Consider the following 25,695-nt stretch of genomic DNA (forward strand, 5'->3'; position numbering starts at 1 on the left):
ATGCTTCTTTTTTACAAAAAATTTATTTTTGTTTAACTTGAACTTTCGGTGTCTTATTCGTTTGATAAAGGGATTTGCTGATCATTGTTTGAACAATTAAGAATGTACCGCCAACTACCCAATAAAGAGGCAGGGCTGCAGGAGCATTAAAAGAAAACATGACAATCATTAAGGGTGACATTAATCCCATGTATTTCATTTGGGCTTGCTGAGCAGAAGGCATATTGGACTGGGAAACTTTAAACTGAAAATAGTATATAACCCCAGCAATAATTGTAATAATGATATCCGGATTTCCCAGACTAAACCATAAAAACTCGTGGGTTTTTATCTCTTGTGAACCGCGAATCGCATAATAGAAGCCAGTCAAAATAGGCATTTGAATGATCAATGGCAAACAGCCCATATTTAATGGATTAACATTATGCTTTTTATAAAGGCCCATCATTTCAGCTTGAAGTTCTTGTTTCTTCTTAGGATCCTTTTCCGTTTTCATCCTTGTTTGAATAACGTCCATTTCAGGCTTTAAGACATCCATCTTTTCTTTCATACCCATTTGATTTTTATACTGCCTAAGCATAAACGGCATTAACGCAAGTCTGATAATTATAGTAACAAGAATGATCGCCAAACCGTAGTTTCCATTAAAGAATTCCGCAACGGAATGGATAGATATTGAAAAAGGATTGACAACGTAATGTTGGAAAAATCCATTATTGTTCGTTCCTTTTTGTGCTTGAGATGAACAAGCTGATAATAATAATGTGGTTAAGCCGAGCAGTGAGAATAGTAATAGTGAAGAGCGTTTTGTTTTCATATTTCCTCCTAAAATGTTGTGAATATATTTAATAAGCGAATAGGGAGGAAATAGGTTCTTCGGTATCATCCTGAGAATATTCTTTTCTACGAAAATATATAACAATTCTTTTCAGAATAAAGCTTCCATTTAAACAACTTTTCTTTCGGTAAAGAACTAATGGGTGAGTGATATTTGTCCTTGCCGGATCAGATAAGGAACCAACAAAAGAATACTCCACACTCCATGCCCATAATAATTTTAATGCGATTCCTAAAAAGATACTTACGTATAGAGCGTTTAGGGCATTGATATCTGAACTATCAATAAGCAATTGAAACAAATATTATCACCTCACTTAAATGTCAATGATATGAGTATATCTGAGATAGGAAAAAGAATCAATTTAATAATTGCTTTAATGCCATATTTTGAAGACATTACTAATTACTAAAAAAGAAAAATTGACTACTGAAACCTTCTTACTTTAAAAAAACACTGATTCAGTAGTGAATCAGTGTTCGATCGGTGCCTTCCAGTGTGCTGTAATCAATTTATAAGCAAACTCGACTTTTTCTTCGCTAGGGGGTTCAACAGAATTAAGTTGATATTCATGTCCAAGTGCTTCCCACTTATACACTCCGAGTTTGTGATACGGCAAGATTTCAATCTTTTGGACGTTTTTAAGTGTACCAATGAACTCGCCAAGTTTTTCTAGATCTTCCGGTTCATCGGTAACGGTAGGGACAAGTACATGACGCACCCATATTGGAACTTGATGGTCTGATAAAAACGTTGCAAATTCTAGAATATGATCATTAGCCATTCCAGTTAACTGGATATGCTTTTTACGATTAATATGCTTTAAATCAAGAAGAACTAAATCGGTATACTGCAAGAGTTCTTCAAGCTGTTCGATAAAAAGCTTGGAATGGGAAAAGCAGCCGCCGGATGAATCAATGGTCGTATGAATTCCTTTCTTTTTGCATTCCTTGAACAATTCCGTTAAGAAAGGAATTTGCAACAATGGTTCCCCACCACTTACGGTAATTCCTCCGCCCGAAGATTGAATAAAAGGGAGGTAGGACATAAGATCATCCATGATATCGGAAACAGCCATTTCTTTGCCAGTGCCGATTTCCCAAGTATCAGCATTATGGCAAAACTGGCACCTTAATAGGCAGCCTTGTGTGAAAATTACATAACGGATTCCTGGTCCGTCGACTGTCCCTAATGTTTCAATTGAATGAATATTTCCGTTCATGATGATGATCCCCCTTAGTATAACCGGAGCCCTACTTAAAGGGCCCCGGTTTTGTTCTTATAGTGACTCGTGGAATGTACGATTAATTACATCTAATTGTTGTTCTTTTGTTAATTTAATAAAGTTAACTGCATAACCAGAGACACGGATAGTTAATTGTGGATAAAGCTCTGGGTGTTCCATTGCATCAATTAGTGTTTCGCGATTAAAGACGTTAACATTTAAATGATGACCTGCTTTGATGGCATAACCATCTAGGATTGATACTAGGTTGCGTACTTGGCTTTCTTCTTCTTTACCTAATGCTTTAGGAACGATAGAGAAGGTATTTGAAATTCCATCCATTGCATAGTTGTAAGGAAGCTTTGCAACGGAAGATAGGGAAGCTAATGTTCCTTTTGTGTCACGTCCATGCATTGGGTTAGCACCCGGTGCAAACGGTTCTCCCATACGACGGCCATCAGGAGTGTTACCAGTTTTCTTACCATATACCACATTTGATGTAATCGTCAAGATAGAAAGGGTATGAACTGAGTCACGGTACGTTTGATGCTTGCGAAGTTTTTTCATGAATGTCTTAAGAACTTCAACAGCAATCTCATCGACACGGTCATCATTGTTTCCGTATTTAGGGAAGTCACCAGTTGTTTCAAAATCAACTGCAAGCCCATTTTCATCACGGATTACTTTAACTTCACCATATTTAATGGCACTAAGTGAGTCAGCAACAACGGATAGGCCAGCAATACCTGTTGCCATCGTACGAAGGATCTTCGTATCATGAAGAGCCATTTCAATTCTTTCATAGCTGTATTTATCATGCATATAGTGAATAACATTTAATGTATTAATATATAGACCAGCAAGCCATTCCATCATTAGATCAAACTTCTGCATTACTTCCTCATAATTTAATACTTCAGAAGTAATTGGCTGATATTGTGGTCCAACTTGGATTTTTAATTTTTCATCCACGCCGCCATTAATCGAGTAAAGAAGGGCTTTAGCAAGGTTTGCACGAGCACCGAAGAACTGCATTTGCTTACCAATTTCCATTGCTGATACACAGCAGGCAATTCCATAATCATCGCCATATTCAGGACGCATAATGTCGTCGTTTTCATATTGAATCGAGCTAGTTTTAATCGACATATTGGCACAATACTTTTTAAAGTTTTCAGGTAACTGTGGGGACCATAATACTGTTAAATTCGGTTCTGGTGCAGCACCTAAGTTTTCTAATGTATGAAGGAAACGGAATGAGTTTTTCGTTACAAGTGAACGACCATCATTTGCCATACCGCCAATGGATTCTGTTACCCATGTAGGGTCTCCACTGAATAATTCATTATAATCTGGTGTACGAGCAAATTTAACAAGACGAAGCTTCATAATAAAGTGGTCAACAATTTCTTGAACCGCTTCTTCAGTTAATGTTCCGTTTTGTAAGTCTCTTTCTACATAAATATCTAAGAATGTTGATACACGACCAAGGCTCATCGCAGCACCGTTTTGTTCTTTAATTGCAGCTAAGTAACCAAAGTAGACAAACTGGAATGCTTCAACCGCATTTTTTGCAGGCTGGCTGATATCAAAACCATAGCTGTTAGCCATTTCCTTTAGTTCTTTTAAAGCGCGGATTTGTTCAGCAAGTTCCTCGCGTAAACGCATATTATCTTCAGTCATTACCTTACTAGTATTCTTTTGATCTTTTTGCTTTTCTTGAATTAAGAAGTTTACACCATATAATGCAACTCGACGATAATCGCCAATAATACGGCCACGGCCATATGCATCAGGAAGTCCTGTAATAATGGCTGCTTTACGAGCAAGCATCATTTCATCTGTATAAGCATCGAAAACACCTTGATTATGAGTTTTACGTAAGTCAGTAAAGAATTTTTCAATTTCAGGGTTTAATTGATATCCGTAAGCTTCACAAGCTGCTTTCGCCATGCGGATTCCACCAAACGGCTGCATTGAACGATTAAAAGGCTTATCGGTTTGTACACCAACTATTTTTTCAAGATCTTCATTAAGGTAACCAGGACCATGGGAAGTAATAGTAGAAACGGTTTCGGTGTCCATATCTAACACGCCGCCATTTTCACGCTCTTGCTTAGTTAATTCCATTACTTGTTCCCAAAGCTTCGTAGTTGCTTCAGTAGGACCTGATAAGAAAGAATCATCTCCTTCAAAAGGAGTAAAGTTTTTAAGGATAAAATCTCGAACGTTAACTTCTGTTGACCAAACACCTTTAGTAAATCCATTCCAATGTTCCATCATTTTTCACCTCATATTTTTTATGAAAACTATATAACAGTTTTGGTATTTCCTTTATGAATAGAGTATAACAGATAATTTGTGAAAAAAGGTACGTATATTAGTAACTAATTGTTAAGGTTTTGTGAAGTCCTATTTAAAAGGATTTCTTTGGAATTTCAGAGTTTGTTATTAGAGAGTTCAGAAAAACTATCAAAAACTGTACTATAATTATTTAACCTAATTTGGAATCTGTTATATAAGAAGAAAGCTTTGTTTACAAGTTGTTAATAGCATTAACTATCCAAGCAGAACTAACTACCCAAATGAAAAAAGCAGGAGAAGATCTCCTGCCTTAATCCACTACTATATAAGCAATCATTGGACCATTTTTAGCGCGGTCGGAATGAACCTTACAAATCAATCGATAAGTACCTTCTTTTTCAAACTGAAGCGGTACAACCGTTTCTTCACCTTTTTTCACCAGCCCTTTTATTTTAGTACCTTCTATATAAAAGGGATGCTCCTCGCCGTTTATCCCACTAATTAATAACCGCACCTTTTCCCCTTTTTCCATGAAGACTGTACCGGGATCCCAGCGATAAGCCTCCATTTCTTTCCCATTTTCCATTTTTGTACTAAATTCAGCAGTAACCATGTGAATTTCGCGGATACCTTTTCCTTCCTGGTTAAAGACAGTTGCATCTCCGGCTTTTAACATAAACCATGCGGATAGGGAAAAAAGTACAACACCAATAGCTAAAAAAAATAGGAGTGTTTCCTTTTTAAAGACTACAAATTTCATTTCATACCTCCTCGGATATTTGTCCTACTTTATTCTTATGCTTAGTAGGTTAGGAAACTTGTCTCTTTTTTGTAAGTTTGTGCTCTATTTGAAAAATATATCTCGTTGAACTTGGCCTTTTTTCATGGTTGAACAGTAAAAAAAATGTCTACAATGGGGATAAATACTTAGAACTTTGAAAATGTATTTCTTTGTTTTTACTGTTGAAAAGTTTATAGTAAAATGAGGAATAAAATGAATAATTTGAAGGTGGACTTCTGAGTCAAAACATAAGACTTAGTTGTATAAGCTTAAAAAAATAGGTGGTTAGCTTGTTGGGGATTAGAAGAGAAAAGATTTTAAAAATCGTAAAATTTATTTTCCCGTTGTTACTGTTAATCTTTGCAATGATAGAAATGAAAAAATTTACCCAAAATTTAAATATGGAATTACTGAAAGATGAACTAAGCCAGCTTAATGTAGGTCTTCTTCTATTAATAATAGCAATCACCTTCGTCGCTGTATTACCAATGTTGCTTTATGATGTGGTATTAATAAGGATTTTAAAATTAAAAGTCTCCTTAAGGATCCTTTTAGAACAATCGTTCATTGCGAATTCTTTTTCTAATTTAATCGGCTTTGGTGGAATAATAGGGGCAATGCTGCGGACGTACTTCTTTCATAAACTCGAACAGGATAAGCGAAAGCTTTTAGGGGTTATTGCTTCTGTATCCTTATTTTATTTAACGGGGATATCAGTGCTCTCATGGCTTGTTATCATTAAATATCGGAACTTTCCACTATTTGTTGATACCAAATGGCTTTATTTTGCAGTTTTAGGTGTCGGTTTATATTTACCGCTTTTTATTATTATACATATGATTAAGTCACGAAAGGGCAGTCAGTCACTGTTAAGTCCAAGTATTACTTTAAAACTTATTTTGGTATCAATTTTCGAATGGCTGTCAGTATTTTTTGCGATTGTGATTTTGTGCAGGATATTGGGGATAGAAATCACTATTGAGCGTCTATTTCCTGTCTATATTGTAGCTGCTTGCGCTGGGATAATTAGCATGATTCCAGGCGGGCTGGGATCTTTTGATTTAGTGTTTATTTGGGGGATGCAAGAGTTACTTGTTCCCGAAGAAAAAGTGCTTGTTTTACTGTTATTTTATCGGATTGGCTATTATTTTTTACCTTTCCTATTAAGTCTGGTTTTCTTTGTAAAACTGTATTGGGTGAAATGGAATCAAACCTGGAATGACCTTCCGAAAGCAATTGTCCAAGGTTTTAGTCACGTCTTGTTAACGATGTTGGTTTTTTTGTCAGGACTAATCCTGCTTTTATCTGCAAGTGTTCCAGGAATTACGTCCAGACTAAAGGTAGCCCAGGAGCTATTAGCGTTTCCAATCATTAACATTTCACATCAATTATCTGTTGCGGCAGGATTTTTGTTATTAGGGTTATCTAGAGGTATTGAATATAGTGTTAAGAGAGCGTATGAGTTGACGATGTTCGCACTAATCCTTGCGGCCTTATTTTCTATTTTTAAAGGGATTGATTATGAAGAAGCTATATTTCTAATTGTCGTCGCTTTATTACTTAGAATGTCTAAGGGGCAATTTTATCGCGAAAGTTATGTTCTTACTTGGGGGAAAACGGGTTTTGATATTACCCTTATTTTAATGATTACTACAATGTATCTCTTAATAGGGTATGCCAATTTACCAATTTCAAAAATAGAAATCCCTACTAGGCTTTTGCCATATGTAATTATTGATTATCGCGATTTATTTATGAGTGCAGTAATAGGACTCGTGATTGCCTTATTAATTCTATTGTTTGGCTATTTGATTAGTTTGCCTAAAAAGTGGACATTAGAGCGGTCGATTGGTCAGGAAGAAGAAATAAATGCACACTTTTCCAAGTATCATGGAAAGGTATTATCCCACTTAATTTTTTTACATGACAAATTCATTTTCTGGAACAGTAAAAAGAATGTTTTAATCTCTTATCAACTATATGCAGACAAGTTAGTTATTCTTGGTGATCCGATTGGAGAGAAAGATGAATTATCTAATGCCATTGAGGAATTTCAGGAAGTAGCCGATTTACATGGTTATACTCCTGTTTTTTATCAAGTCAGTGATGACATTCTTCCATATCTCCACGGGCACGGCTTTGCTTTTTTTAAATTAGGTGAAGAAGCGTTTGTAGATTTGAAAAGTTTCTCTTTATCAGGAAACAAAATGAAGGGTTTACGGGCATTAAGAAATAAATTTGCTCGAGCAAACTATTCTTTTGAAGTAATTGATCCTCCATTTACAGAGGGGCTTATGGAAGAACTGAGCGGAATCTCTAATGAGTGGCTCCTCGGGAGAACGGAGAAGGGGTTTTCATTAGGGTTCTTTGATGAAGACTATTTAAAGAAGGCTCCAATTGCAATTGTAAAGGATGAAAAAAAGCAAATACTGGGCTTTATGAGCATTATGTATGTTTACGATGACTATCAAACCATTTCTGTCGATTTGATGAGATTTAGACCAGAAGTATCATCAGGTACGGTTGATTACCTCTTCCTATGTTTATTTGATTGGGCAAAGGAACAGGGGTATAGCCGCTTTAATATGGGGATGGCCCCACTTGCGAATGTAGGATTATCAAGGTTTTCTTTTCTTAGCGAGAAAATTGCTGCGCAAATATTTTTAAATGGACACTTTATTTACCATTTCCAAGGGCTTCGCAAATTCAAACAAAAATATACTGACAATTGGGAGCCTAAATACTTGGCCTATCGCAGAAAATCGTCCTTACCATTAATAATGGCGCAAATAACTTTATTGATATCGAAAAAAAGAAACTAATTTCTTGACCAGTGGGGCATACCCGCTGGTTTTTTACTTTCTACAATAATAATATTCACTTTAAAACTATTATTTAGCATGACAATCTGGTAGTATGGAATAGGAAATAATGTAAAAGTTGGGTGTTATCTATTGAAAAAGTTTGTTTCCGTAATTTTACTATTGCTACTCATTTGTACTAATCATTTAACCATCTATGCGGCTAATAAGGGACCGCTAGAATTGAAAAGTAAAGGAGCTGTTTTGTTAGATTCGGATACAGGGGCGGTTCTCTTTGCGAAAAATGCGGATAAGAGAATGTACCCCGCAAGTCTAACGAAAATAGCGACTGCAATTTACGCGATTGACAAGGGGAAATTAGACAGCATCGTCACTGTTAGCAGTAATGCAGTAAGACAAGATGGGACAAGGGTTTATTTAAATGAAGGGGAGAAAGTCCCTTTAAAGCAATTGATACAAGGTATGCTCGTTAATTCCGGAAATGATGCAGCTGTTGCAATTGCAGAACATTTAGATGGAAGTGTCGAACAATTTGCTGTTAATTTGAATGGATATTTAAAATCAACAATTGGTGTCCATAACACCCATTTTATTAATCCTAACGGTTTGTTTGATAAAAACCACTATACTACAGCAATGGATTTAGCTATTATAACTAATTATGCTATTAAAAATCCTGTTTTTGCAGAAATCTTCGGGACGAAGATCCTCAAATGGACAGGGCAATCTTGGAAAACGAATATCCTTACCCACCACAAAATGCTAAAAGGTGAATTTGCTTACCCAGGGGTAACGGGCGGTAAGACCGGGTATACAGTCAAAGCAAAGCAAACGCTTGCTACTACTGCGAGAAATGCGAATATAAAGTTGACCGCAGTCGTTTTGAATTCTGAACAACAAAGAGATAAATATGATGATACTGCCCTTTTGTTCAATTACGGTTTTAAGAACTTTCAGCATGAAATATTAAAGCAGGGTGAGATTTATATAAAGGATAATAAAGAATTTTATCCTGAAATGGATACGCTTATCACAGAGTCAATTAGCGGGACGACCAAAGAGTTAAGTAATGACGGGAATTTATCGATAAAAAATCATAACGGGCAGGTTGTCCAGTTAGTAACACTGAAATATAAAGAACCAGTACCTAAGAACATTCCAGTAAAAAGTGAAAATATTACTGTAAAGAAAGAGCAGGTTTCCCATCTTAATGCCATTTATGGTTTGGTGATTATTGCCTTTGCTGTAATTTTTATTGGTGTTAGGAAGAAGATTATTAAAAAAATCTAGTTGAACGATGAAAGCCATGAAAAGGAGGATGAAACCCTTTCATGGCTTATATTCCTTTTACTTACAAATAGAGTTTATCAATTGAAGATTGAAATAAAAAAAGACTAAAGTTAATCCTTTAGTCTCCTAAGAAAATTACCTCATTATTGCAGTCTACTTTCCACTTGTTGACATACTTCGTCAGCAGACAGGCCTCTTGCATCTATAACTGAGCCCTTTGTAAAGGTATCCTGCATTCCCATTACATTTGAATCCAATCCTGTCACTACACAACAATCGCAATTCTGAGCGTCTGACTCCTGCTTTAATTCAACCACATCATGACCCTTTTCACGTAATGCTGCCTGAACTTGTCCAAGAGATTCTTCTACACCAATTTTTGCCATACAAAACACCTCCTCCTCTAGATTATTTTGCTTAACTTTATCTGAATTATTCGGAATAAGTAGCTATTATCATCCAAAAGCTAATAGGGGAGGTGTAAAAATGGGAAAACGTAAAAAGGATCCATCAACCATCGGATTGGCTTCCTCGCAAGTAGAAGGCCAGGGAACAACAACAACTGAAACGGGTTCACGAACGGAACCGTCATCGAGAAGAAAACAGAAGAAGGATTAAAAAAATAGCACCCACATTATCGTATGTGGGTGCTGTTTTCTTTTAAAGATACATTTCTGCAATTTGCTTTTGTATATCAGCATTTTCAAGGTATTCATCATAATTCATTTGCTTATCTATTAAGCCTTTAGGTGTTAATTCGAAAATTCGGGTTGCAATGGTTTGGATAAATTGATGATCATGTGATGCGAAAAGCAATGAACCCTTAAAGTTAATTAGACCATTATTAAGTGCGGTGATAGATTCTAAATCTAAATGGTTAGTTGGCTCATCAAGAAGGAGAACATTCGCTCCATTTAACATCATTTTTGAAAGCATACAGCGAACTTTTTCTCCCCGGAAAGGACACTTGCCTTTTTTAAGACTTCTTCACCGGAGAAAAGCATTCTTCCTAAAAAGCCTCGTAAAAAGCTTTCACTATCATCTTTAGGAGAGAACTGACGAAGCCAATCGACAAGGTTTAAGTCACTATTCTCAAAGTACTCAGAGTTATCCTTAGGGAAATAAGCTTGAGAAGTAGTAATACCCCATTTATAGGTGCCGCTATCTGCTTCCATTTCACCCATTAGGATCTTGAAAAGTGTCGTTTTGGCAATTTCATTTGTTCCGACAAGAGCAATTTTATCACCCTTATTGACAATAAAGCTGATGTTATCGAGGACTTTCACCCCATCAATCGTTTTTGTTAATCCTTCGACACGTAACAAATCATTCCCAATTTCACGGTCTGGGGTAAACCCGACAAATGGATAACGTCTTGATGACGGTCGAATGTCATCCAATGTAATTTTATCAAGTAACTTCTTCCGAGAAGTAGCTTGTTTTGATTTTGAGGCATTGGCACTAAACCGTGCAATAAAGGCTTGTAATTCCTTGATTTTTTCTTCTTTCTTTTTGTTAGCGTCTGAAGTTAATCTAGTAGCTAATTGGCTTGATTCATACCAAAAGTCATAGTTTCCAACATAGACTTGAATTTTTCCAAAATCTAAATCGGCAATATGTGTACAAACTTTATTGAGGAAGTGACGGTCATGGGATACAACAATAACGGTATTTTCAAAGTTAATCAAGAAATCCTCAAGCCATTGAATCGCTTTGATATCCAAGTGGTTTGTAGGCTCATCAAGAAGTAATACGTCAGGTTTGCCAAACAATGCTTGTGCAAGAAGCACTTTTACTTTTTCTGAACCGGTGATTTCGGCCATCTTCTTATCATGAAGATCCTCGCCAATCCCAAGTCCTTTGAGAAGAATAGCAGCTTCTGGTTCCGCTTCCCAAACCATTCAATTCCGCAAATTCACCCTCAAGTTCAGCAGCTTTCATACCGTCTTCATCTGTGAAGTTTTCTTTCATATAGATTGCGTCTTTTTCTTGCATTACCTGATAAAGTCGCGTATGCCCCATAATAACAGTCTTTAATACTTCATATTCTTCATATTCAAAATGGTTTTGTTTTAACACAGCCATCCGTTCATTTGGACCAAGCTGGACTGTTCCTGACTGCGCTTCTATTTCACCAGATAGAATTTTTAAAAAGGTTGATTTTCCGGCACCATTTGCTCCGATTAATCCGTAGCAGTTTCCAGGATTAAATTTAATATTTACATCTTCGAATAACTTCCGGTCTCCATACCTTAAACCTACGTTACTTACAGTAATCATATTTAAAACATCCTCCAAGAACAAAATATCTACTGATTATACCATTAAAATAGAAGAAGAGCGAATTCTTTAAGTTAGTGTTCATTTTTAAAGAAAAATTTTCTAAAAAAATTTCTCGGATTTCACACTTTATTCATATTTTTGTTGTAGAATTGGGGTATATAGCAAGTAAAAGAAGGTGTGAGAAAGATGACAAAAAATCAACTGACTGAACTCGTAAACAAGTTAAAAAAGGCCGGTATAAAAGCGAGTTTAACCAAACCAAAGTCAAATTACCTTATTTCTTTACAGCAATTAAAAAAATACCCTTCATCTGTTAATTAAATAGGAAGTAAATTAGTAAAAAGCGATTAATCCCAAGTGGATTAATCGCTTTTTTTATTCTAACTTATCCATAACCTTGTCGTAAACTTCTTTTTTATCAAAGCCTTTTCCCATCGGAAATTTGGCAATAAATTTATTATTCTCATCAACCAAAAAAGTAAAGGTTGAATGGACGAATTGACCATTACCTGGGTCTTTAAATTGAAATTGCATCGCATCCGTCACTTTTTTAAGTTGTTGCCTATCCCGTTTAATGTTTGCCTTTTCTCCTGTTAAGAACAACCATTGTTTGTTGTTATCTATCTCAAACCCCTTCATATAATCAGTTAAGACCTCGGGTGTGTCTCGGTAAGGATCGATGGTAATTGTTAAAAATTCAATCTCCTTACCAAAAACACCGACCTTTTCAAAGTCACTTTTCAAGTCAATCATTTTTTGTGTAGTGGTTGGACATATATCAGGACAATGAGTGTAGATGAATTCAACTAGTTTTAATTTAGTCCGGTCCTTACCAAAATTATATGAATCACCGTTTTGGTCAATCAAGGTAACTTCTGCAGGTATTTTCGCATTTGCATCGCGAACGAGAAAGAAAGAAATTCCTGCTGCAATCCCGATTAATACGGTAAGACTGCATATTAAGTAGATCTTTTTCATATGTATCCCTCCTACCTTTAAGATAAAGAAGTTATCAGAAAAAAGATATGGATATTTTGTGAACAAAAGTTAGTGCAAATAAGTGTTTCCTATATACTGTATTATTATTGATTGTATTATTAAATTGCTGCTTAATTAGTGTCGTTAAACTATGTAAGACTCAATTGTAAATTGACAAGAGTTGTCATTTATGTTATTCTTTGAAATAATTGAATTTTTCCAATTAAGCGCTACGCTTTTATAAAGGAGTATGTTTTATGTTAGGTGTCGTTCTTAACTAATCCAATCAATTGGATATTTTTCATTCCTATTCTTGTTCATTTTTTTATGTGAATAAAGGCTTATTTAAGTATGGGGATGGAGTTAAGAACAATGGGCCACATAAACATGCATCTTTTACCAAGATTGCTGTGTACATCCGTGTAGACAGTTTTTATTTTGGGTAAATAGTTGTATGGATAAATAAGTGAAATTATTATTTCATTTAGCCGCAATGACATTGTTCATTGCGGCTATTTTTAATTTAAGGAGGAAAAAACCGTGAACCAACATACCTTTAACACTTTAGAATTCCAGCAGATAAAAGAAGCCATCGCAAGTTATGCATTAACAATAGAAGGAAAAGAAAAAATTGAGTGCCTGTCACCATCAACAAATTTGAAGCAAATAGAGGCTTGGCTTGATGAGGTTTTTGAGGCAGTTGAGATTTTGAATAAAAGTGCTAGTGTTCCTGTTCATGGTCTTGAGGGGATGAATGCAATATTAAATAGCATGAATAAAGGAGTAGCACTTAGAGCTGATCAGTTGGCTAAACTTTATGATTTTTTGGATTCCTGTGGAAAAATGCGAAGGTATATGAAAGATAAAGAATATTACGCACCAAGGGTATCTTCCTATGTAAATGCAATTGATGATTTACCGGAGCTTGCCAACGAAATTATCCGCTGCATCCGAAATGGTCGTGTCGATGACTATGCAAGCAAAGAGTTATTAAAGATAAGGAAACAATTGGCGATTCAAGAGGAACGGCTGAAGGAAAAAACCTTGCAGCTGATCAGATCCAATAAATATAAGGCTTATTTGCAAGAAAATATAGTGAGTCAGAGAAATGGCCGATATGTGATTCCCATAAAAAAGGAATATCGGAACAAAATTAAGGGGACGGTGTTAGATACTTCTGCTTCTGGATCCACCCTTTTTATGGAGCCGGAAGAAATAGCTGTTTTTCATGATCAATTAAATTGGCTATTTGCAGATGAAGAAGTAGAAGTACAAAAAGTTTTAAACTATTTAACAGGATTAGCAGAAGAGAAGGAACAGAAAATTCGTACAGCGATTGAAACCATGATTCATTATGATTTCTTATTTGCAAAAGCTAAGTATAGCCGCTCAATTCATGGGTCTAGGGTGAGAATTAATGAATCAGGAGAGATAGACTTAATTTCAGCAAAACACCCACTATTAGGTGAAAAGGCAGTCCCATTATCATTAAAACTCGATAAACACACGCAGGCATTAGTAATTACGGGCCCAAATACGGGCGGGAAAACTGTAGCCATCAAAACAGTTGGTCTATTAACCTTATTGGTTCAATGCGGCCTTCATATTCCTGCTGAGCCAAAAAGTAATCTAAACATCTTTGAGCGGATCTTAGTGGATATTGGGGATGGGCAAAGTATCACTGAAAATTTAAGTACATTTAGTTCGAGAATTGTGAATATCATTGGAATCTTGAAGGAAACCCATTATCGAACATTGGTTTTATTAGATGAACTAGGATCAGGGACTGACCCAGGAGAAGGTATGGGGCTCGCTACCGCCATATTAGAAACTTTATTTGAAAAAGGGGCCACCATCCTAGCAACAACTCACTACAGTGAGATTAAAGAATTTGCTGAAAATTATCCGGGTTTTATTAATGGATCGATGGAATTTGATATCACTACTTTAAGCCCGACCTATCGCTTGATAGTTGGTCGAGGAGGGGAGAGTCAGGCATTTGCCATTGCATTAAAGCTTGGGATTCATCCGAAAATCATTGAACGGGCTCATAATATTACTTATAAGGAAGAAAAGAACTATACCACTGAAATCACTGATACTTGGAAACTGAAGGAGTTGGAAAAACAGGTAATAATAAATAAATATAAGGACTTAAGGAAAAAATCTAAAATAGAGATGAAAGTTCCACTCTTTCATCAGGGGGATAATGTTAAAATATCTCCAACAAATGAGTTTGGGATTATCTATACGGGGCCAGATCAACTTGGAAATTACGTGGTCCAAATAAAAGAGAAAAAGCATACGATAAATCATAAACGAATCAATTTGTATATTCCTGCAAGGGAGCTCTATCCAGACGATTATGATTTTGATATAATTTTTCATTCAAAAGAAAACCGTAAGAAAGATAAACTGCTCTCAAAAGGACATCAAGAAAATATGACAATAGAATATAAAGAAAAGAAAAATTAATCTTTCAAGCCTTCCTAATTAAGGAAGGCTTGAATTTTTAGTTACTCTTTTTAGGATCAAGATACCTTTGCGCCAGTAAATTCTTGACTTCATTGTAACTCAAGCCGGATTGTCTGTTTAACTTCTTCACTTCTTCGATATTCGTTCCCACATTCGTATATCTTTTTTGAATCATCATTCTTTTTATCACTCCTAAGGTTTCTGGAAATGAAAAGTCACTTTTTTGTACATACTAATAAAAAAGGAGGCGGTTCCCATTTTTTATGGTAAAAGAGCGAAAGAAGAAGAAATTGAAACAATCTTGGTTGATACTGAAATTTATTCATGTGTTGATGAAGCGTGTATTGGTTGGATGAGGAAGGACTTTGTTGCAGATGACTTACTCTGCCCAATGTGTGGCAATGAAATGCTACAGGAAATGAGAGAGCTTCCACAAATTTAATAAATTATCTATTTATAAAGACTGTCATGAAGAATTGACAGTCTTTTCTTATTCGCAAAAATCGAAGAAATGAGCTTCAAATGCTTTTTTTGCTGATTCAGAACTACTAAATAGAGCATCGTCCTCTTCGAGTTCAAGAAATTTCTCATTAAGATATAAGGCTAACGTATTTGGGTTTTTGGGATGTTGGACAATTTCGGCAGTCTTAATGTTTACGGCAGTTAGTATAGCAGGATTCCGATAAAGAACAAATACTTCATCACCCGGTTTAGCATTAGCGATATCAATCATCCCCATATTATTTAACCGCCCTTCTTCTATAAATTTTCATTTTGTTGTTGAATTTCGTCCCCGCTAATCAAGGTATTGGCTTCTTCAAGATTTCTAAGCTCATCTACAGAATCCCCGGAAACTGTTTTTGTATTATCGGCAAACGTTTCTTTTAAAGAGTCTCTAGATCGGTCCTTACGAAAATTAAACATTCATTTCAACTCCTTATCTTAAGGTTTTGCTTCGTGGATGGGGTTTATGCTTGGCTAATTCTCTCCTAAACGGAAATAAATTGAATATAAACCATGATCTTCGCCTGACAACAAAAAACTCTCCATAAAGGAGAGCTTTGAAGTGCTATTCTTCTTTTTTAGCTAAGCAGCGGTCGCATTCCATAAAGTAACTTTCTGCTTGCTCCTCCATATGCTGACCACATTCACAACATTCCTTTTTTTGCAAAGTACGAAAAAACTCAACTGGATTCATTAACATAATAAAACTCCTCCTTTATTAATACAGTTTATTTATAACGCTCTTGTTATAGTACAGTATAGCCGAAATAAATAAAAATGTGTAGGCTTTTTTTAAAAAAATTTGCCCCTTTTTAATAAATAAGTCTTTTATCACAAATTCGAATTTATTCCATTTTTAAAAAGTTTAATGAAAAAATAATTTATCGGATAAAATATAGAGAAAATGACAATCTTCGATATTTAATGCTTCCATAACATTGCGATTTCCATTACAATCATAGTAGAAAAGCAATGTGGAAATAGGAGGAGGCTGGTAAATGAATGCAATGATTGGGACTTTTCAGCCTTATTTCATTATAATTGCCATTGGTTTAACCATCATGGCAGCTTATACTGCATTAGATATGTTTACTTTAATAAAGTCATCTGAACAGAATAAAAATAAGAGGCTTCTCTTTTTGGGCGGAACGCTATCGATGGGAGTCGGGATATGGATTATGAACTTTATTGGTCTCATTTCCGCAGATACCAATCGGTTTGCGAGCTATCATATTCCACTAACATTTCTTTCGATGGTCATAGGAATTGCATTTACAGGAATGGCTTTCCTCTCATTTTATGGAAAACAAATTAAATTTAATCATTTAATTCTCGGCAGTGTATTCCTAACCTTGGCTGTAATTTCTATACATGTCATCGGTTTATATGCTATGAATGGAAATACCAAATATAATTTCTTATTGCTTCTTATTTCAGGACTCTTAATCTTTGGATCCTTTTTATTTTCTCTCTGGATTCTTTTTTCATCAAAAAGTTTTACCCAAAGCAATCAGGTTTGGTTAAAACCTATTAGTGCGATAATTATGTCATTAGCCATTATCGAAGGACATTTTCTTTTAACAAGAGCCACGATTACCACTACAATTCTTGAAAGTTCAAATGTGGATAGTCCGCTTTTCCTATATCTAGTACTATTCGTTTCTATTTTGATAATCGGTGGGTTAATCTTATCGAGTACATTGATTAGTAAACAATTAGTGACAACGGATACAAACTTAAAGGACATCAAAGCTGCGCTTGATGCTTCAACCATTGTTGCCATTACAGACCCGTTTGGAAATATTATTTATGTAAATGATAAATTCGAGGAAATTTCTAAGTATAATCAGGAAGAGATTATCGGAAAGAATCATAGAATTTTAAATTCGGGCTACCATTCTAAAGAGTTCTTCAAAGACTTATGGGGCACGATTCAATCGGGAAAAATCTGGCGTGGAGAAATTCGAAATAAAGCGAAGGATGGGAACTTTTATTGGGTCGATACCACCATTGTTCCTTTTTTGAATAATAAAGGTAAACCTGTTCAATATATTGCAATACGGTCAGATATTTCTAATCGAAAACGTGCCGAAGAGCATCTTAAAGAAACGATCAAAGAGAATATTGATATAAAATTTGCTCTTGATCAATCATCGATAGTCGCTTTTACTGATGCAAAAGGAATGATCACCAGTGTTAATGACAAATTCTGTGAGATTTCTAAATACAGTCGAGAAGAAATACTCGGCAAGGACCACAATATTCTAAATTCTGGGTACCACCCAAAGGACTTTTTCAAAAATCTTTGGAAAACGATTGGGTCAGGAAATGTCTGGAAGGGCGAAATCAGAAATAAAGCCAAGGATGGTACTTATTATTGGGTGGATACAACGCTTGTTCCATTTATTGATGGTCAAGGAAAGCCATACCAATACCTTGCTATTCGAAATGATATTACTGAACGGAAGCGAACAGAAGAGGTAATAAATCGACAGGATAAACTAGCAGCGGTTGGTCAATTAGCTGCGGGTGTGGCACATGAAATTCGCAATCCACTTACTTCAATGAAAGGCTACGCGGAATTCTTACAATTAGATGAAAAAGATCCTGAGCGAATGGAGTTTTTAAATATCATTCTCGATGAAATTGATCGGGTTAATACCATTGTTGAAGACTTTATGGTATTAGCAAAACCTAAAGCCGTTGAATTAGAAGAAAAGAATGTTGTTCCTGTTATTCAGAATGTAGTCTCGTTGCTGGAATTTGAAGCAAGGAAGAAAAATGTTCGTTTGACTTTTGATTGTTGCCAGGAAATTATCCAAATTGAATGTGATGAAAATCGTTTAAAGCAGGTATTTTTAAATTTCATCAAAAATGGTATTGAAGCTATGCCAAATGGTGGAGAACTTCATGTGAAAACAATGATCCAAGATAACAATGTTCAAATATCCATTCAAGACACCGGTGTCGGAATTTCCAAAGAAAAATTAAAAAAACTTGGGGAACCCTTTTACACAACCAAGAAAAATGGAAATGGCTTAGGTTTAATGGTTAGCTTTAAGATTATTGAGAGCCATAACGGTAAGGTCTTTGTTGAAAGTGAACCAAATAAAGGAACAACCTTTAATATCCTATTACCAGCAAAAACAGCCTAAGGCGGGGGAGCAAATCTCTCGTCTTTTTAATTTCCAAATTTTTCATTCAAGAAATAGACAAAAAATTCTTCGAAAAGGAATCAATAAACTTCTAAAATAGATTAATATGTTTATATAGGTAAATATGTTTTTTTGAGGGAGTGAACATGGTGGGAGAAGCAAATTTTGTTAAAACAATCTGCGGATACTGTGGTACTGGTTGCGGCTTAGTCCTTGAAGTCAAAGACAACCGAATTATGAAAATCCGTGGCGACAAGGAAGCACCAGTGAACAAGGGGCAAACATGTGTAAAAGGTGCATTTGCCTATGAATACGTACATGCGAAAAATAGATTAACATCTCCACTCATTAGGAAAGCAGGGAAGCTAGTCGAAACGACTTGGGATGAAGCCTATCAATTCATTGCTAGTCAATTATCCAATATAAAAACTACTTGGGGTTCAGACTCGATTTCCATGTTTGCTTGCGCGAGAAACACAAACGAGTCCAACTTTGTCACTCAAAAATTTATGAGGGCGGTTATTAATAGTAACAATATTGATGGCTGTAACCGTACTTGACACGCCTCTAGCGTTGCCGGTCTGGCAACTGTTTTTGGAAGCGGTTCACCAACTAATACACTAGATGATATTGATCGAGCAGAAGTATTACTTTTGATGGGATCAAATACAACCGAAGCACATCCTATCATTGCAAATCGAATGAAAAAAGCTGCAAAAGCCGGGTTGAAAATAATTGTGGTAGATCCAAGGAAAATTGATATGGTAAAATCCTCCCATCGTCATTTGCAATTAAACGTTGGCTCAGATATTGCACTTATCAATGCCATTATTCGAGTGATCCTAAAAGAAGGATTATACAATCAAGAGTTTGTTCAACAAGTTACGCTTGATTTTGAGAAGTTAGAAAAACAAGTTGAGCCTTTTACTTTGGAATACGCTGCTTCAATTACCGGTTTAAATGAGGAAGATATTGCTGCAACGGCAAGAGAGTATGCTACTTCAAACGGTTCCATGATTGCGTACACTCTTGGAATTACAGAACATCACTGTGGTGTTAATAATGTCTTGGATATTGCCAATTTAGCCTTGTTGACTGGGAATATCGGTAAACCAGGCGCTGGTGTCATGCCGCTTAGAGGTCAGAATAATGTTCAAGGTGCAGGAGATATGGGATGTTTGCCAAACCAACTAACAGGTGGAATGAGCATAGCAAATAGTGATTCCAGGGCCAGGTTTGAAAGGGAATGGAATGTTGAACTAAACACTAGAATTGGTGACACACAAACAAGAACTTTTGATCGAATTGAGACAGGTGAATTAAAGGCGCTTTATGTGATTGGTGAAAATCCGCTCCTTGCTGATGTACACATGAATCATACACAAACATTGTTTGAAAAGCTTGACCTATTAATTGTTCAAGATATTTTCCTAACGGAAACAGCAAAAATGGCTGATGTTGTATTGCCAGCACGTTCATGGGGTGAAGTGGATGGAACATATACCAACACTGATCGTAGAGTTCAACGGGTTCGTAAAGCAGTAGAACCCCACCCTAATGTGAAAGAAGACTGGGAAATACTTTGTGAATTATCAACATTAATGGGTTATCCGATGCACTATAATAACAGTGAAGAAATCTGGGATGAGGTCAGAAAACTAGCTGGTGAGATGTACGGTGGCATTACGTATGAAAGACTTGATAAGGAGTATGGAATTCATTATCCTTGCCCTGATGAAAATCACCCAGGAACACTTATCTTGCATGAGAGGTTCCACCAACCAGAGTCGTTACCAACAAAGTCCACTTTTATACCAGTAGATTATACGGCACCATTAGAACTACCTGATGCTGATTATCCGTTTACTCTAACAACTGGAAGGCGTTATGAATCATACAATACTCATTCTCAGACACGCCATTATGCTGCTGGAGTTAAGTTAAAACAAACGGAAGAAACTGTGGATATTCATCCCAATGATGCAACAGATTTAGGGATAACAGATGGTGAAGTGGTTCAGGTTCGCTCAAGAAGAGGCGAACTGCAAGTCAAGGCTAAGATCACAGAACAAGTAGTGCCAGGGCTCGTTTTTATGAGCTTCCACTGGAGCGAGACACCGACCAATGTCTTAACCTTAAATGAGTTTGATCCTATCTCAGGAACTGCCGAATTTAAGGCATGTGCGGTTGCGATATCGAGGATATAAAAAATTTTTAAACAACGCAGTTTAATCACTGCGTTATTTTTTTTGTTGATACCATGCTTATCGGTGCGAAGCACAAGAATCAAAAAGCACCAGGCAATATTATCGGCCTAAAAAAACAAGCCGGATTTATCCGACTTGTTGTGTAAGTGACTTTGCTGCAGTGGCTTTTCTTTGATAGAAATACCAGTTGAGTCCAAATGCTACTACATAAAAACCGATAAAGAAGTAAAAAGCAGTAACTGGAGTGCCAGTTGCTTTAACAGACCATCCGAAAAGCTTTGGAATAAAGAATGATCCGTAGGCTGCAAATGCAGCTGAAAATCCGATTACGGGTGCTGCTTCTTTAGGAATAAAAAGGTTCGGAATCATTTGGAATGTCGAGCCAGATCCAATACCAGATGCAATGAATAGGATTAAAAAGGATAATAAGAATCCTGCAAATTGTTTTCCATTTAGGAAGTAAATAACTCCTGTTGCGCCAATTCCCATAATGACTAAGACATACGCAGTCACCTTTGCGCCACCCAGTTTGTCTGCCATCCAGCCGCCTAAAGGTCTAGCTGCTGCAGCTACTAATGCACCAAGGAAGGCAAGTGAAATATGCTCAGGAAATTGTGATCTTAATAAAAGTGGAAATGCCGCAGAATAACCGATGAATGAACCAAAAGTTGCGACATAAAGTGCTGTCATAATCCATGTGTGCTTTCGTTTTACAATCACAAACTGGTCCGCAACGGATTGCTTTGCACCTGGTACATTATCCATTTTGAACATGGCTAAAACCGTTAGAATGACGATTGGAATGACCCAAATAAATGCTGCGTTCTGTAACCAAACTTCTTGACCATTTGCTAAAACTTGCTTATTGCCAACTAATGCAAAAGTTCCTGAAGTAATAATTAATGGTGTAACGAATTGCACCACAGATACACCCATGTTTCCTAAACCGCCATTAATACCTAGTGCTGTTCCTTTTTCCTTTTTTGGAAAGAAGAAGCTAATATTTGCTGAAGAGGATGAGAAATTACCACCGCCAAGACCACAAAGGGCTGCAAGCAATAACATAATTGAAAATGGTGTTTCCGGGTTTTGGACCGCAAATCCAATCCCAATCGCTGGGATCGCCAAGACTGCTGTTGAAATAACTGTCCAGTTTTTTCCGCCAATCGAGCCGACTGCGAATGTATATACAAAGCGAAGAGTAGCACCAACGAGACCTGGAATAGCGGCAAGTGTAAAGAGCTGTTCTTCAGTAAAATGGAAGCCGATGTCGTTAAGTCTAACAGCTACCACTGACCATATCTGCCAAACGATAAATGCCATCATTAAAGAAGGGACAGATATCCATAGATTTCGTCGAGCATGCTTTTTTCCTTCTGCGTTCCAAAACTTTTCGTCTTCTGGATTCCAATAATTAATTCGCGCCATTTTGTTTTTCCTCCTAAAATTACTCTCAAAGTTTATTTAAAAAAGTTAGTGTTCTTGTTTGTGTTTTTACTATAAACCAGAGCGTAACAAGAATTTTGTGACGTACGTCACAAAAATGGTGAACGAAATGTGAACACACAGAAGATGACAAAAAGTTGTAATAATTTGATTTTCCTTTAGAAAAAATAAAAACCTTCCACTGGGGAAGGTCTCGATTGGTATTGCCTTTTTCTAGGACTTTTCGTTATCTTCATAAAACATTCCAACATAGTTTTTAATTTCGCCTGCATCATCTTTGATGGCTGTGATTGTTAGCCATTCTCTATATATATCATTGTTTTTCCGCTTATTCCAAATATACCCTTCCCAAACTCCCTTTGCCTTTAAACTATCCCACATTTTGTTGTAAAATTCATTGTTATGTTCACCGGATTGAAGAACACTTGGGGTTTTACCAATTACCTCAGTTGGACTATAGCCAGTAATTTTTGTGAAAGCGGGATTGATACTTTGAATTATACCGTGAACATCTGTTACACAAATGCCATCTAACGCATGGTTAACAATCTTTGCTGAAATATCCAGCTTATCTTGATAATATAACCATACTACAATAACCAGACTTGCTAAGGAAAATTCAGATAAGGACATAAACCCGATTGCATAATGACCGGTCCAATTAAAGAGAATGGTGAGAATGATTGGCGGAAAAAAACCACCAAGCCCACCCATCGCTGAAACAATTCCATTCACAATACCCGCTTGTTTTGAAAAATATAATGGAACAAGTTTAAAGATTGCCCCATTTCCTAATCCCGCGAAGAACGCAACTAATAAGCAGCCAAAGGAATAAATCGGCAGAGAAGGAGTAAAGGACAAAAGAAATCCTGCAAAAGTTAGGCTAAAGAAGACTGCCATTAAAATAAGAAAAGGATTAATTTTATCGCCCAACCATCCACCTATCGGTCGAAAAAAGGTTGCCAAAGCAATAAAACCAGCAGTCCTTAGTCCTGCATCCACTTTGTCTAATTCAAAGTGATTAACTAAAAATGAAGGTAGATAAATAGTGAAGGCGACAAAGGAACCGAAAGTGATAAAATAAAATAAACTTAGAAACCATAGTTTTGGATTTTTATATACCTCTTTGATTTGGTCTGTTAAGGAAATGTTAACTTTTCGTTCTTTTCTGTCCCCCAAAATAAAGTTTAAAAGAGCAAAAATTAATACGACGATTAGGAATATTTTAATCGTGGTTCTCCACCCGTAGGCAGTAGCAAGTACGGGTGCGGAAAAGGATGTTATCGCTGTTCCGATATTACCAGCACCGTAAATTCCGTTAATAAAGCCATGCTTTGATTTTTCATAATATTTGGGTAGTGAAGTAACACCGACGGAAAAAACAGCGCCGCCAATCCCAAGTAAAAATCCACCAAGAATTAATGTTAGCAGTGAATTGGCATAACTTAACAAGGCAATTGGAATAATCAGAACAATAAAGCTGATGGTAAATAATGTTCGAGCACCATAGCGATTGGTCCAGTAACCTATCGGAACACGAAGCAGGGATCCGAGGATTACCGGGACGGCCGTTGCCCAAGCAATTTGAGTAGAAGTAAGATTTATATCCGCTTTAATAAAGGGCATAAGTGATGATATTAATACCCAAACCATAAAACCTGCTACAAGGCTTCCAGTTTGTACAATTAGTTGTTTAGTTCCTTGCTTCATAAAAATCCCCCTTTAATTCCCATGTTCTTGTATTATTCCTCAAACTGCCGCTTAATATCTTAAGAAAGTGTGTTCATTAACATGGAAAAATTTACTTCTTGTATTATAGAACAATATGTAGACGTTGAACAGTGAGTTATGACACACATTTGACACACTTAATTAATAAATTTTGTAAGTAGTTTATTATTCGAAATTGTAAAGTTTTCCTGTATTATTGATTTACGATTATTTAAAATAGTGAACCTAGGAATAAAATAAAAAAGTCATAGGTTCACATGATTATTAATTGTTTGCTTAAAATAACTATACTATGAAAAGGGAGAAAATTATGCTGCGTAAAAAGGTATATCTTGATCCGCCGAAGATTCTAGTTCTGGGTTTTGGTTTAATTATTGTCATAGGGGCTTTTTTACTGACCTTGCCGGCTTCGACTGCAAATGGGCAGGGGTTGCCATTTTTAAATGCCTTGTTTACTGCCACCTCAGCGACTTGCGTAACTGGTTTGGTTGTCGTCGATACTGGCACCACTTTTACGATATTCGGGCAAATAACGATATTATGCATGATTCAAATCGGTGGCCTTGGATTTATGACGTTTGCTACTTTCTTTGCCTTCTTAGTTGGGAAAAGAATTTCTTTAAAAGAAAGGATTTTACTTCAAGAATCATTAAATAATCTATCAATGGAGGGGATTGTTCGCTTAGCAAGACGAATTTTGATTTTTACAGCCGTCATTGAGTTAGTCGGTGCCATGCTTTTATCTATTCGTTTTTCATTTGATATGCCAATCGGGAAGGCCCTTTATTATGGAATATTTCATTCGATTTCTAATTTTAACAATGCCGGGTTTGACTTAATGGGTGAGTTTCATAGTTTAACAAGTTATGTTGACGATCCAACTGTTACTCTAACGGTTAGTGCATTAATTATATTAGGTGGGATTGGCTTTATCGTTATGAACGAACTGTTTGAATATCGTGTTTCAAAACGGTTATCACTACATACAAAGATTGTCTTAATGACGAGCACTGTGTTAGTTGTAGTTGGGGCGGCAGGTATTTTTTTGCTAGAATATTCCAACGGTTTAACGCTAAAACCCTTATCGTTATTAGGGAAAATACTTGGGTCATTATTTCAATCTGTAACAGCTAGAACAGCAGGTGCTAACACGTTAAATATTGGCGATCTGACTCAATCATCATTATTATTAATTGTCCTTCTAATGTTTGTTGGAGCATCTCCCGGATCGACGGGGGGCGGAATAAAGACAACTACATTTACAACACTCATCGGTGCCGTTTGGTCGCAAATTCGCGGGAAAGAAGATGTTATTTTTTACCGTCAGAGAATTGAATATGAAACCATTTATAAAGCGTTAACGGTTACATTAAGTGGATTATTTTTAGTGATGCTGATGACACTAATTTTAACTATTTCTGAACATGGGCAAGATTTTTTAGCAATCGTATTTGAAGTAACTTCTGCATTTGCCACAGTGGGGCTCTCGATGGGATTGACACCTGAATTATCACCAGTGGGCAAGGCATTAATTATTTTTACCATGTTTGCCGGCAGGGTAGGGCCATTAACGATTGCTTATGCAGTGACTATACGCAAAAAGCCTGATGCATTCCGATATCCAAAGGGTAAAATCACAATTGGGTAGTATACACA

General features: G+C 36.3%; 21 protein-coding genes and 1 pseudogene. 8 read left to right on the forward strand and 14 right to left on the reverse strand.

Annotated elements, in window-relative coordinates; all coding sequences use genetic code 11:
* Positions 1-22: 22 nt before the first annotated feature.
* The 5 genes from yidC to RCG22_RS24750 form a co-directional block, all read right to left on the reverse strand.
* Complete coding sequence (yidC, locus tag RCG22_RS24730) at positions 23-817, reverse strand: membrane protein insertase YidC (RefSeq protein ID WP_308105083.1); 795 nt, start codon at positions 815-817, stop codon at positions 23-25.
* Between the two features lie 28 nt (positions 818-845).
* Positions 846-1,139 carry a hypothetical protein gene (locus tag RCG22_RS24735; RefSeq protein WP_098262048.1) on the reverse strand — a complete coding sequence of 98 codons (294 nt, stop codon included), beginning with the start codon at positions 1,137-1,139 and terminating at the stop codon, positions 846-848.
* 171 nt (positions 1,140-1,310) lie between these two features.
* Positions 1,311-2,060: a pyruvate formate-lyase-activating protein gene (gene pflA, locus RCG22_RS24740; protein WP_098262047.1), complete on the reverse strand. Its 750-nt coding sequence runs from the start codon at positions 2,058-2,060 to the stop codon at positions 1,311-1,313.
* 57 nt (positions 2,061-2,117) lie between these two features.
* Positions 2,118-4,343 (reverse strand): formate C-acetyltransferase, encoded by a 2,226-nt coding sequence (pflB, locus tag RCG22_RS24745; RefSeq protein ID WP_308107246.1) that lies wholly within the window; start codon positions 4,341-4,343, stop codon positions 2,118-2,120.
* A gap of 334 nt (positions 4,344-4,677) precedes the next feature.
* Complete coding sequence (locus tag RCG22_RS24750; RefSeq protein WP_308105084.1) at positions 4,678-5,127, reverse strand: cupredoxin domain-containing protein; 450 nt, start codon at positions 5,125-5,127, stop codon at positions 4,678-4,680.
* 314 nt (positions 5,128-5,441) lie between these two features.
* Here RCG22_RS24750 and mprF point away from each other — a divergent pair, with 314 nt between their 5' ends.
* Positions 5,442-7,970 (forward strand): bifunctional lysylphosphatidylglycerol flippase/synthetase MprF, encoded by a 2,529-nt coding sequence (mprF, locus tag RCG22_RS24755; protein ID WP_308105085.1) that lies wholly within the window; start codon positions 5,442-5,444, stop codon positions 7,968-7,970.
* A gap of 132 nt (positions 7,971-8,102) precedes the next feature.
* Positions 8,103-9,260, forward strand: coding sequence for a D-alanyl-D-alanine carboxypeptidase family protein (locus RCG22_RS24760; RefSeq protein WP_308105086.1), 1,158 nt, complete (start codon positions 8,103-8,105; stop codon positions 9,258-9,260).
* A 143-nt stretch (positions 9,261-9,403) separates the two neighbouring features.
* Here RCG22_RS24760 and RCG22_RS24765 read toward each other — a convergent pair whose 3' ends face one another.
* Positions 9,404-9,646: a YkuS family protein gene (locus RCG22_RS24765; protein ID WP_308105087.1), complete on the reverse strand. Its 243-nt coding sequence runs from the start codon at positions 9,644-9,646 to the stop codon at positions 9,404-9,406.
* Between the two features lie 100 nt (positions 9,647-9,746).
* Between RCG22_RS24765 and RCG22_RS24770 the strand changes: the two genes are divergently transcribed.
* On the forward strand, positions 9,747-9,878 hold the full coding sequence (locus RCG22_RS24770; RefSeq protein ID WP_098262041.1) for a YuzL family protein: 132 nt from the start codon (positions 9,747-9,749) through the stop codon (positions 9,876-9,878).
* Positions 9,879-9,920: 42 nt separating this feature from the next.
* Here RCG22_RS24770 and RCG22_RS24775 read toward each other — a convergent pair.
* Together RCG22_RS24775 and RCG22_RS24780 are read right to left on the reverse strand one after the other, a co-directional pair.
* A pseudogene (locus RCG22_RS24775) lies at positions 9,921-11,540 on the reverse strand (ABC-F family ATP-binding cassette domain-containing protein).
* 378 nt (positions 11,541-11,918) lie between these two features.
* Positions 11,919-12,521: an SCO family protein gene (locus tag RCG22_RS24780; protein WP_308105088.1), complete on the reverse strand. Its 603-nt coding sequence runs from the start codon at positions 12,519-12,521 to the stop codon at positions 11,919-11,921.
* Between the two features lie 540 nt (positions 12,522-13,061).
* On the opposite strand from RCG22_RS24780, the gene RCG22_RS24785 reads away from it, so the two are divergent.
* Complete coding sequence (locus RCG22_RS24785; RefSeq protein ID WP_308105089.1) at positions 13,062-14,996, forward strand: endonuclease MutS2; 1,935 nt, start codon at positions 13,062-13,064, stop codon at positions 14,994-14,996.
* A gap of 37 nt (positions 14,997-15,033) precedes the next feature.
* Here RCG22_RS24785 and RCG22_RS24790 read toward each other — a convergent pair whose 3' ends face one another.
* The gene (locus RCG22_RS24790) at positions 15,034-15,186 is read right to left on the reverse strand and encodes a hypothetical protein (protein ID WP_308107257.1); all 153 of its coding nucleotides are present in this window, start codon (positions 15,184-15,186) and stop codon (positions 15,034-15,036) included.
* Between the two features lie 33 nt (positions 15,187-15,219).
* Here RCG22_RS24790 and RCG22_RS24795 point away from each other — a divergent pair, with 33 nt between their 5' ends.
* Positions 15,220-15,438 carry a cold-inducible protein YdjO-related protein gene (locus RCG22_RS24795; protein ID WP_286137962.1) on the forward strand — a complete coding sequence of 73 codons (219 nt, stop codon included), beginning with the start codon at positions 15,220-15,222 and terminating at the stop codon, positions 15,436-15,438.
* Positions 15,439-15,486: 48 nt separating this feature from the next.
* On the opposite strand, the gene RCG22_RS24800 is transcribed toward RCG22_RS24795, so the two are convergent.
* The 3 genes from RCG22_RS24800 to yhfH all read right to left on the reverse strand — a co-directional run bounded on the left by RCG22_RS24800 (position 15,487) and on the right by yhfH (position 16,200).
* Positions 15,487-15,735, reverse strand: coding sequence for a transcriptional regulator SplA domain-containing protein (locus RCG22_RS24800; protein ID WP_098262035.1), 249 nt, complete (start codon positions 15,733-15,735; stop codon positions 15,487-15,489).
* Between the two features lie 20 nt (positions 15,736-15,755).
* Positions 15,756-15,920 carry a hypothetical protein gene (locus RCG22_RS24805; protein WP_098262034.1) on the reverse strand — a complete coding sequence of 55 codons (165 nt, stop codon included), beginning with the start codon at positions 15,918-15,920 and terminating at the stop codon, positions 15,756-15,758.
* Between the two features lie 145 nt (positions 15,921-16,065).
* Positions 16,066-16,200 carry a protein YhfH gene (yhfH, locus tag RCG22_RS24810; RefSeq protein ID WP_082797285.1) on the reverse strand — a complete coding sequence of 45 codons (135 nt, stop codon included), beginning with the start codon at positions 16,198-16,200 and terminating at the stop codon, positions 16,066-16,068.
* Positions 16,201-16,498: 298 nt separating this feature from the next.
* On the opposite strand from yhfH, the gene RCG22_RS24815 reads away from it, so the two are divergent.
* Positions 16,499-18,655 (forward strand): PAS domain S-box protein, encoded by a 2,157-nt coding sequence (locus tag RCG22_RS24815; RefSeq protein ID WP_308105090.1) that lies wholly within the window; start codon positions 16,499-16,501, stop codon positions 18,653-18,655.
* Between the two features lie 146 nt (positions 18,656-18,801).
* Positions 18,802-20,862, forward strand: coding sequence for a formate dehydrogenase subunit alpha (fdhF, locus tag RCG22_RS24820; protein ID WP_374049407.1), 2,061 nt, complete (start codon positions 18,802-18,804; stop codon positions 20,860-20,862).
* 126 nt (positions 20,863-20,988) lie between these two features.
* On the opposite strand, the gene RCG22_RS24830 is transcribed toward fdhF, so the two are convergent.
* Positions 20,989-22,290 carry a NarK family nitrate/nitrite MFS transporter gene (locus RCG22_RS24830; protein WP_308105091.1) on the reverse strand — a complete coding sequence of 434 codons (1,302 nt, stop codon included), beginning with the start codon at positions 22,288-22,290 and terminating at the stop codon, positions 20,989-20,991.
* A 231-nt stretch (positions 22,291-22,521) separates the two neighbouring features.
* Positions 22,522-24,018 (reverse strand): nitrate/nitrite transporter, encoded by a 1,497-nt coding sequence (locus tag RCG22_RS24835; RefSeq protein ID WP_308105092.1) that lies wholly within the window; start codon positions 24,016-24,018, stop codon positions 22,522-22,524.
* 313 nt (positions 24,019-24,331) lie between these two features.
* On the opposite strand from RCG22_RS24835, the gene RCG22_RS24840 reads away from it, so the two are divergent.
* Positions 24,332-25,687: a TrkH family potassium uptake protein gene (locus tag RCG22_RS24840; protein ID WP_374049408.1), complete on the forward strand. Its 1,356-nt coding sequence runs from the start codon at positions 24,332-24,334 to the stop codon at positions 25,685-25,687.
* Positions 25,688-25,695: the final 8 nt, after the last annotated feature.

It is taken from the genome of Neobacillus nitrireducens (assembly GCF_030915405.1).
GTDB lineage: Bacteria > Bacillota > Bacilli > Bacillales > Cytobacillaceae > Neobacillus.

Coding starts and splice junctions, on each gene's coding strand:
- yidC (WP_308105083.1), bottom strand. CDS start 817: ATGAAAACAAAACGCTCTTCACTATTACTATTCTCACTGCTCGGCTTA.
- pflA (WP_098262047.1), bottom strand. CDS start 2,060: ATGAACGGAAATATTCATTCAATTGAAACATTAGGGACAGTCGACGGA.
- pflB (WP_308107246.1), bottom strand. CDS start 4,343: ATGGAACATTGGAATGGATTTACTAAAGGTGTTTGGTCAACAGAAGTT.
- RCG22_RS24750 (WP_308105084.1), bottom strand. CDS start 5,127: ATGAAATTTGTAGTCTTTAAAAAGGAAACACTCCTATTTTTTTTAGCT.
- RCG22_RS24765 (WP_308105087.1), bottom strand. CDS start 9,646: ATGGCAAAAATTGGTGTAGAAGAATCTCTTGGACAAGTTCAGGCAGCA.
- RCG22_RS24770 (WP_098262041.1), top strand. CDS start 9,747: ATGGGAAAACGTAAAAAGGATCCATCAACCATCGGATTGGCTTCCTCG.
- RCG22_RS24780 (WP_308105088.1), bottom strand. CDS start 12,521: ATGAAAAAGATCTACTTAATATGCAGTCTTACCGTATTAATCGGGATT.
- RCG22_RS24800 (WP_098262035.1), bottom strand. CDS start 15,735: ATGGGGATGATTGATATCGCTAATGCTAAACCGGGTGATGAAGTATTT.
- RCG22_RS24805 (WP_098262034.1), bottom strand. CDS start 15,920: ATGTTTAATTTTCGTAAGGACCGATCTAGAGACTCTTTAAAAGAAACG.
- yhfH (WP_082797285.1), bottom strand. CDS start 16,200: ATGTTAATGAATCCAGTTGAGTTTTTTCGTACTTTGCAAAAAAAGGAA.
- RCG22_RS24815 (WP_308105090.1), top strand. CDS start 16,499: ATGAATGCAATGATTGGGACTTTTCAGCCTTATTTCATTATAATTGCC.
- RCG22_RS24830 (WP_308105091.1), bottom strand. CDS start 22,290: ATGGCGCGAATTAATTATTGGAATCCAGAAGACGAAAAGTTTTGGAAC.
- RCG22_RS24835 (WP_308105092.1), bottom strand. CDS start 24,018: ATGAAGCAAGGAACTAAACAACTAATTGTACAAACTGGAAGCCTTGTA.
- RCG22_RS24840 (WP_374049408.1), top strand. CDS start 24,332: ATGAAAAGGGAGAAAATTATGCTGCGTAAAAAGGTATATCTTGATCCG.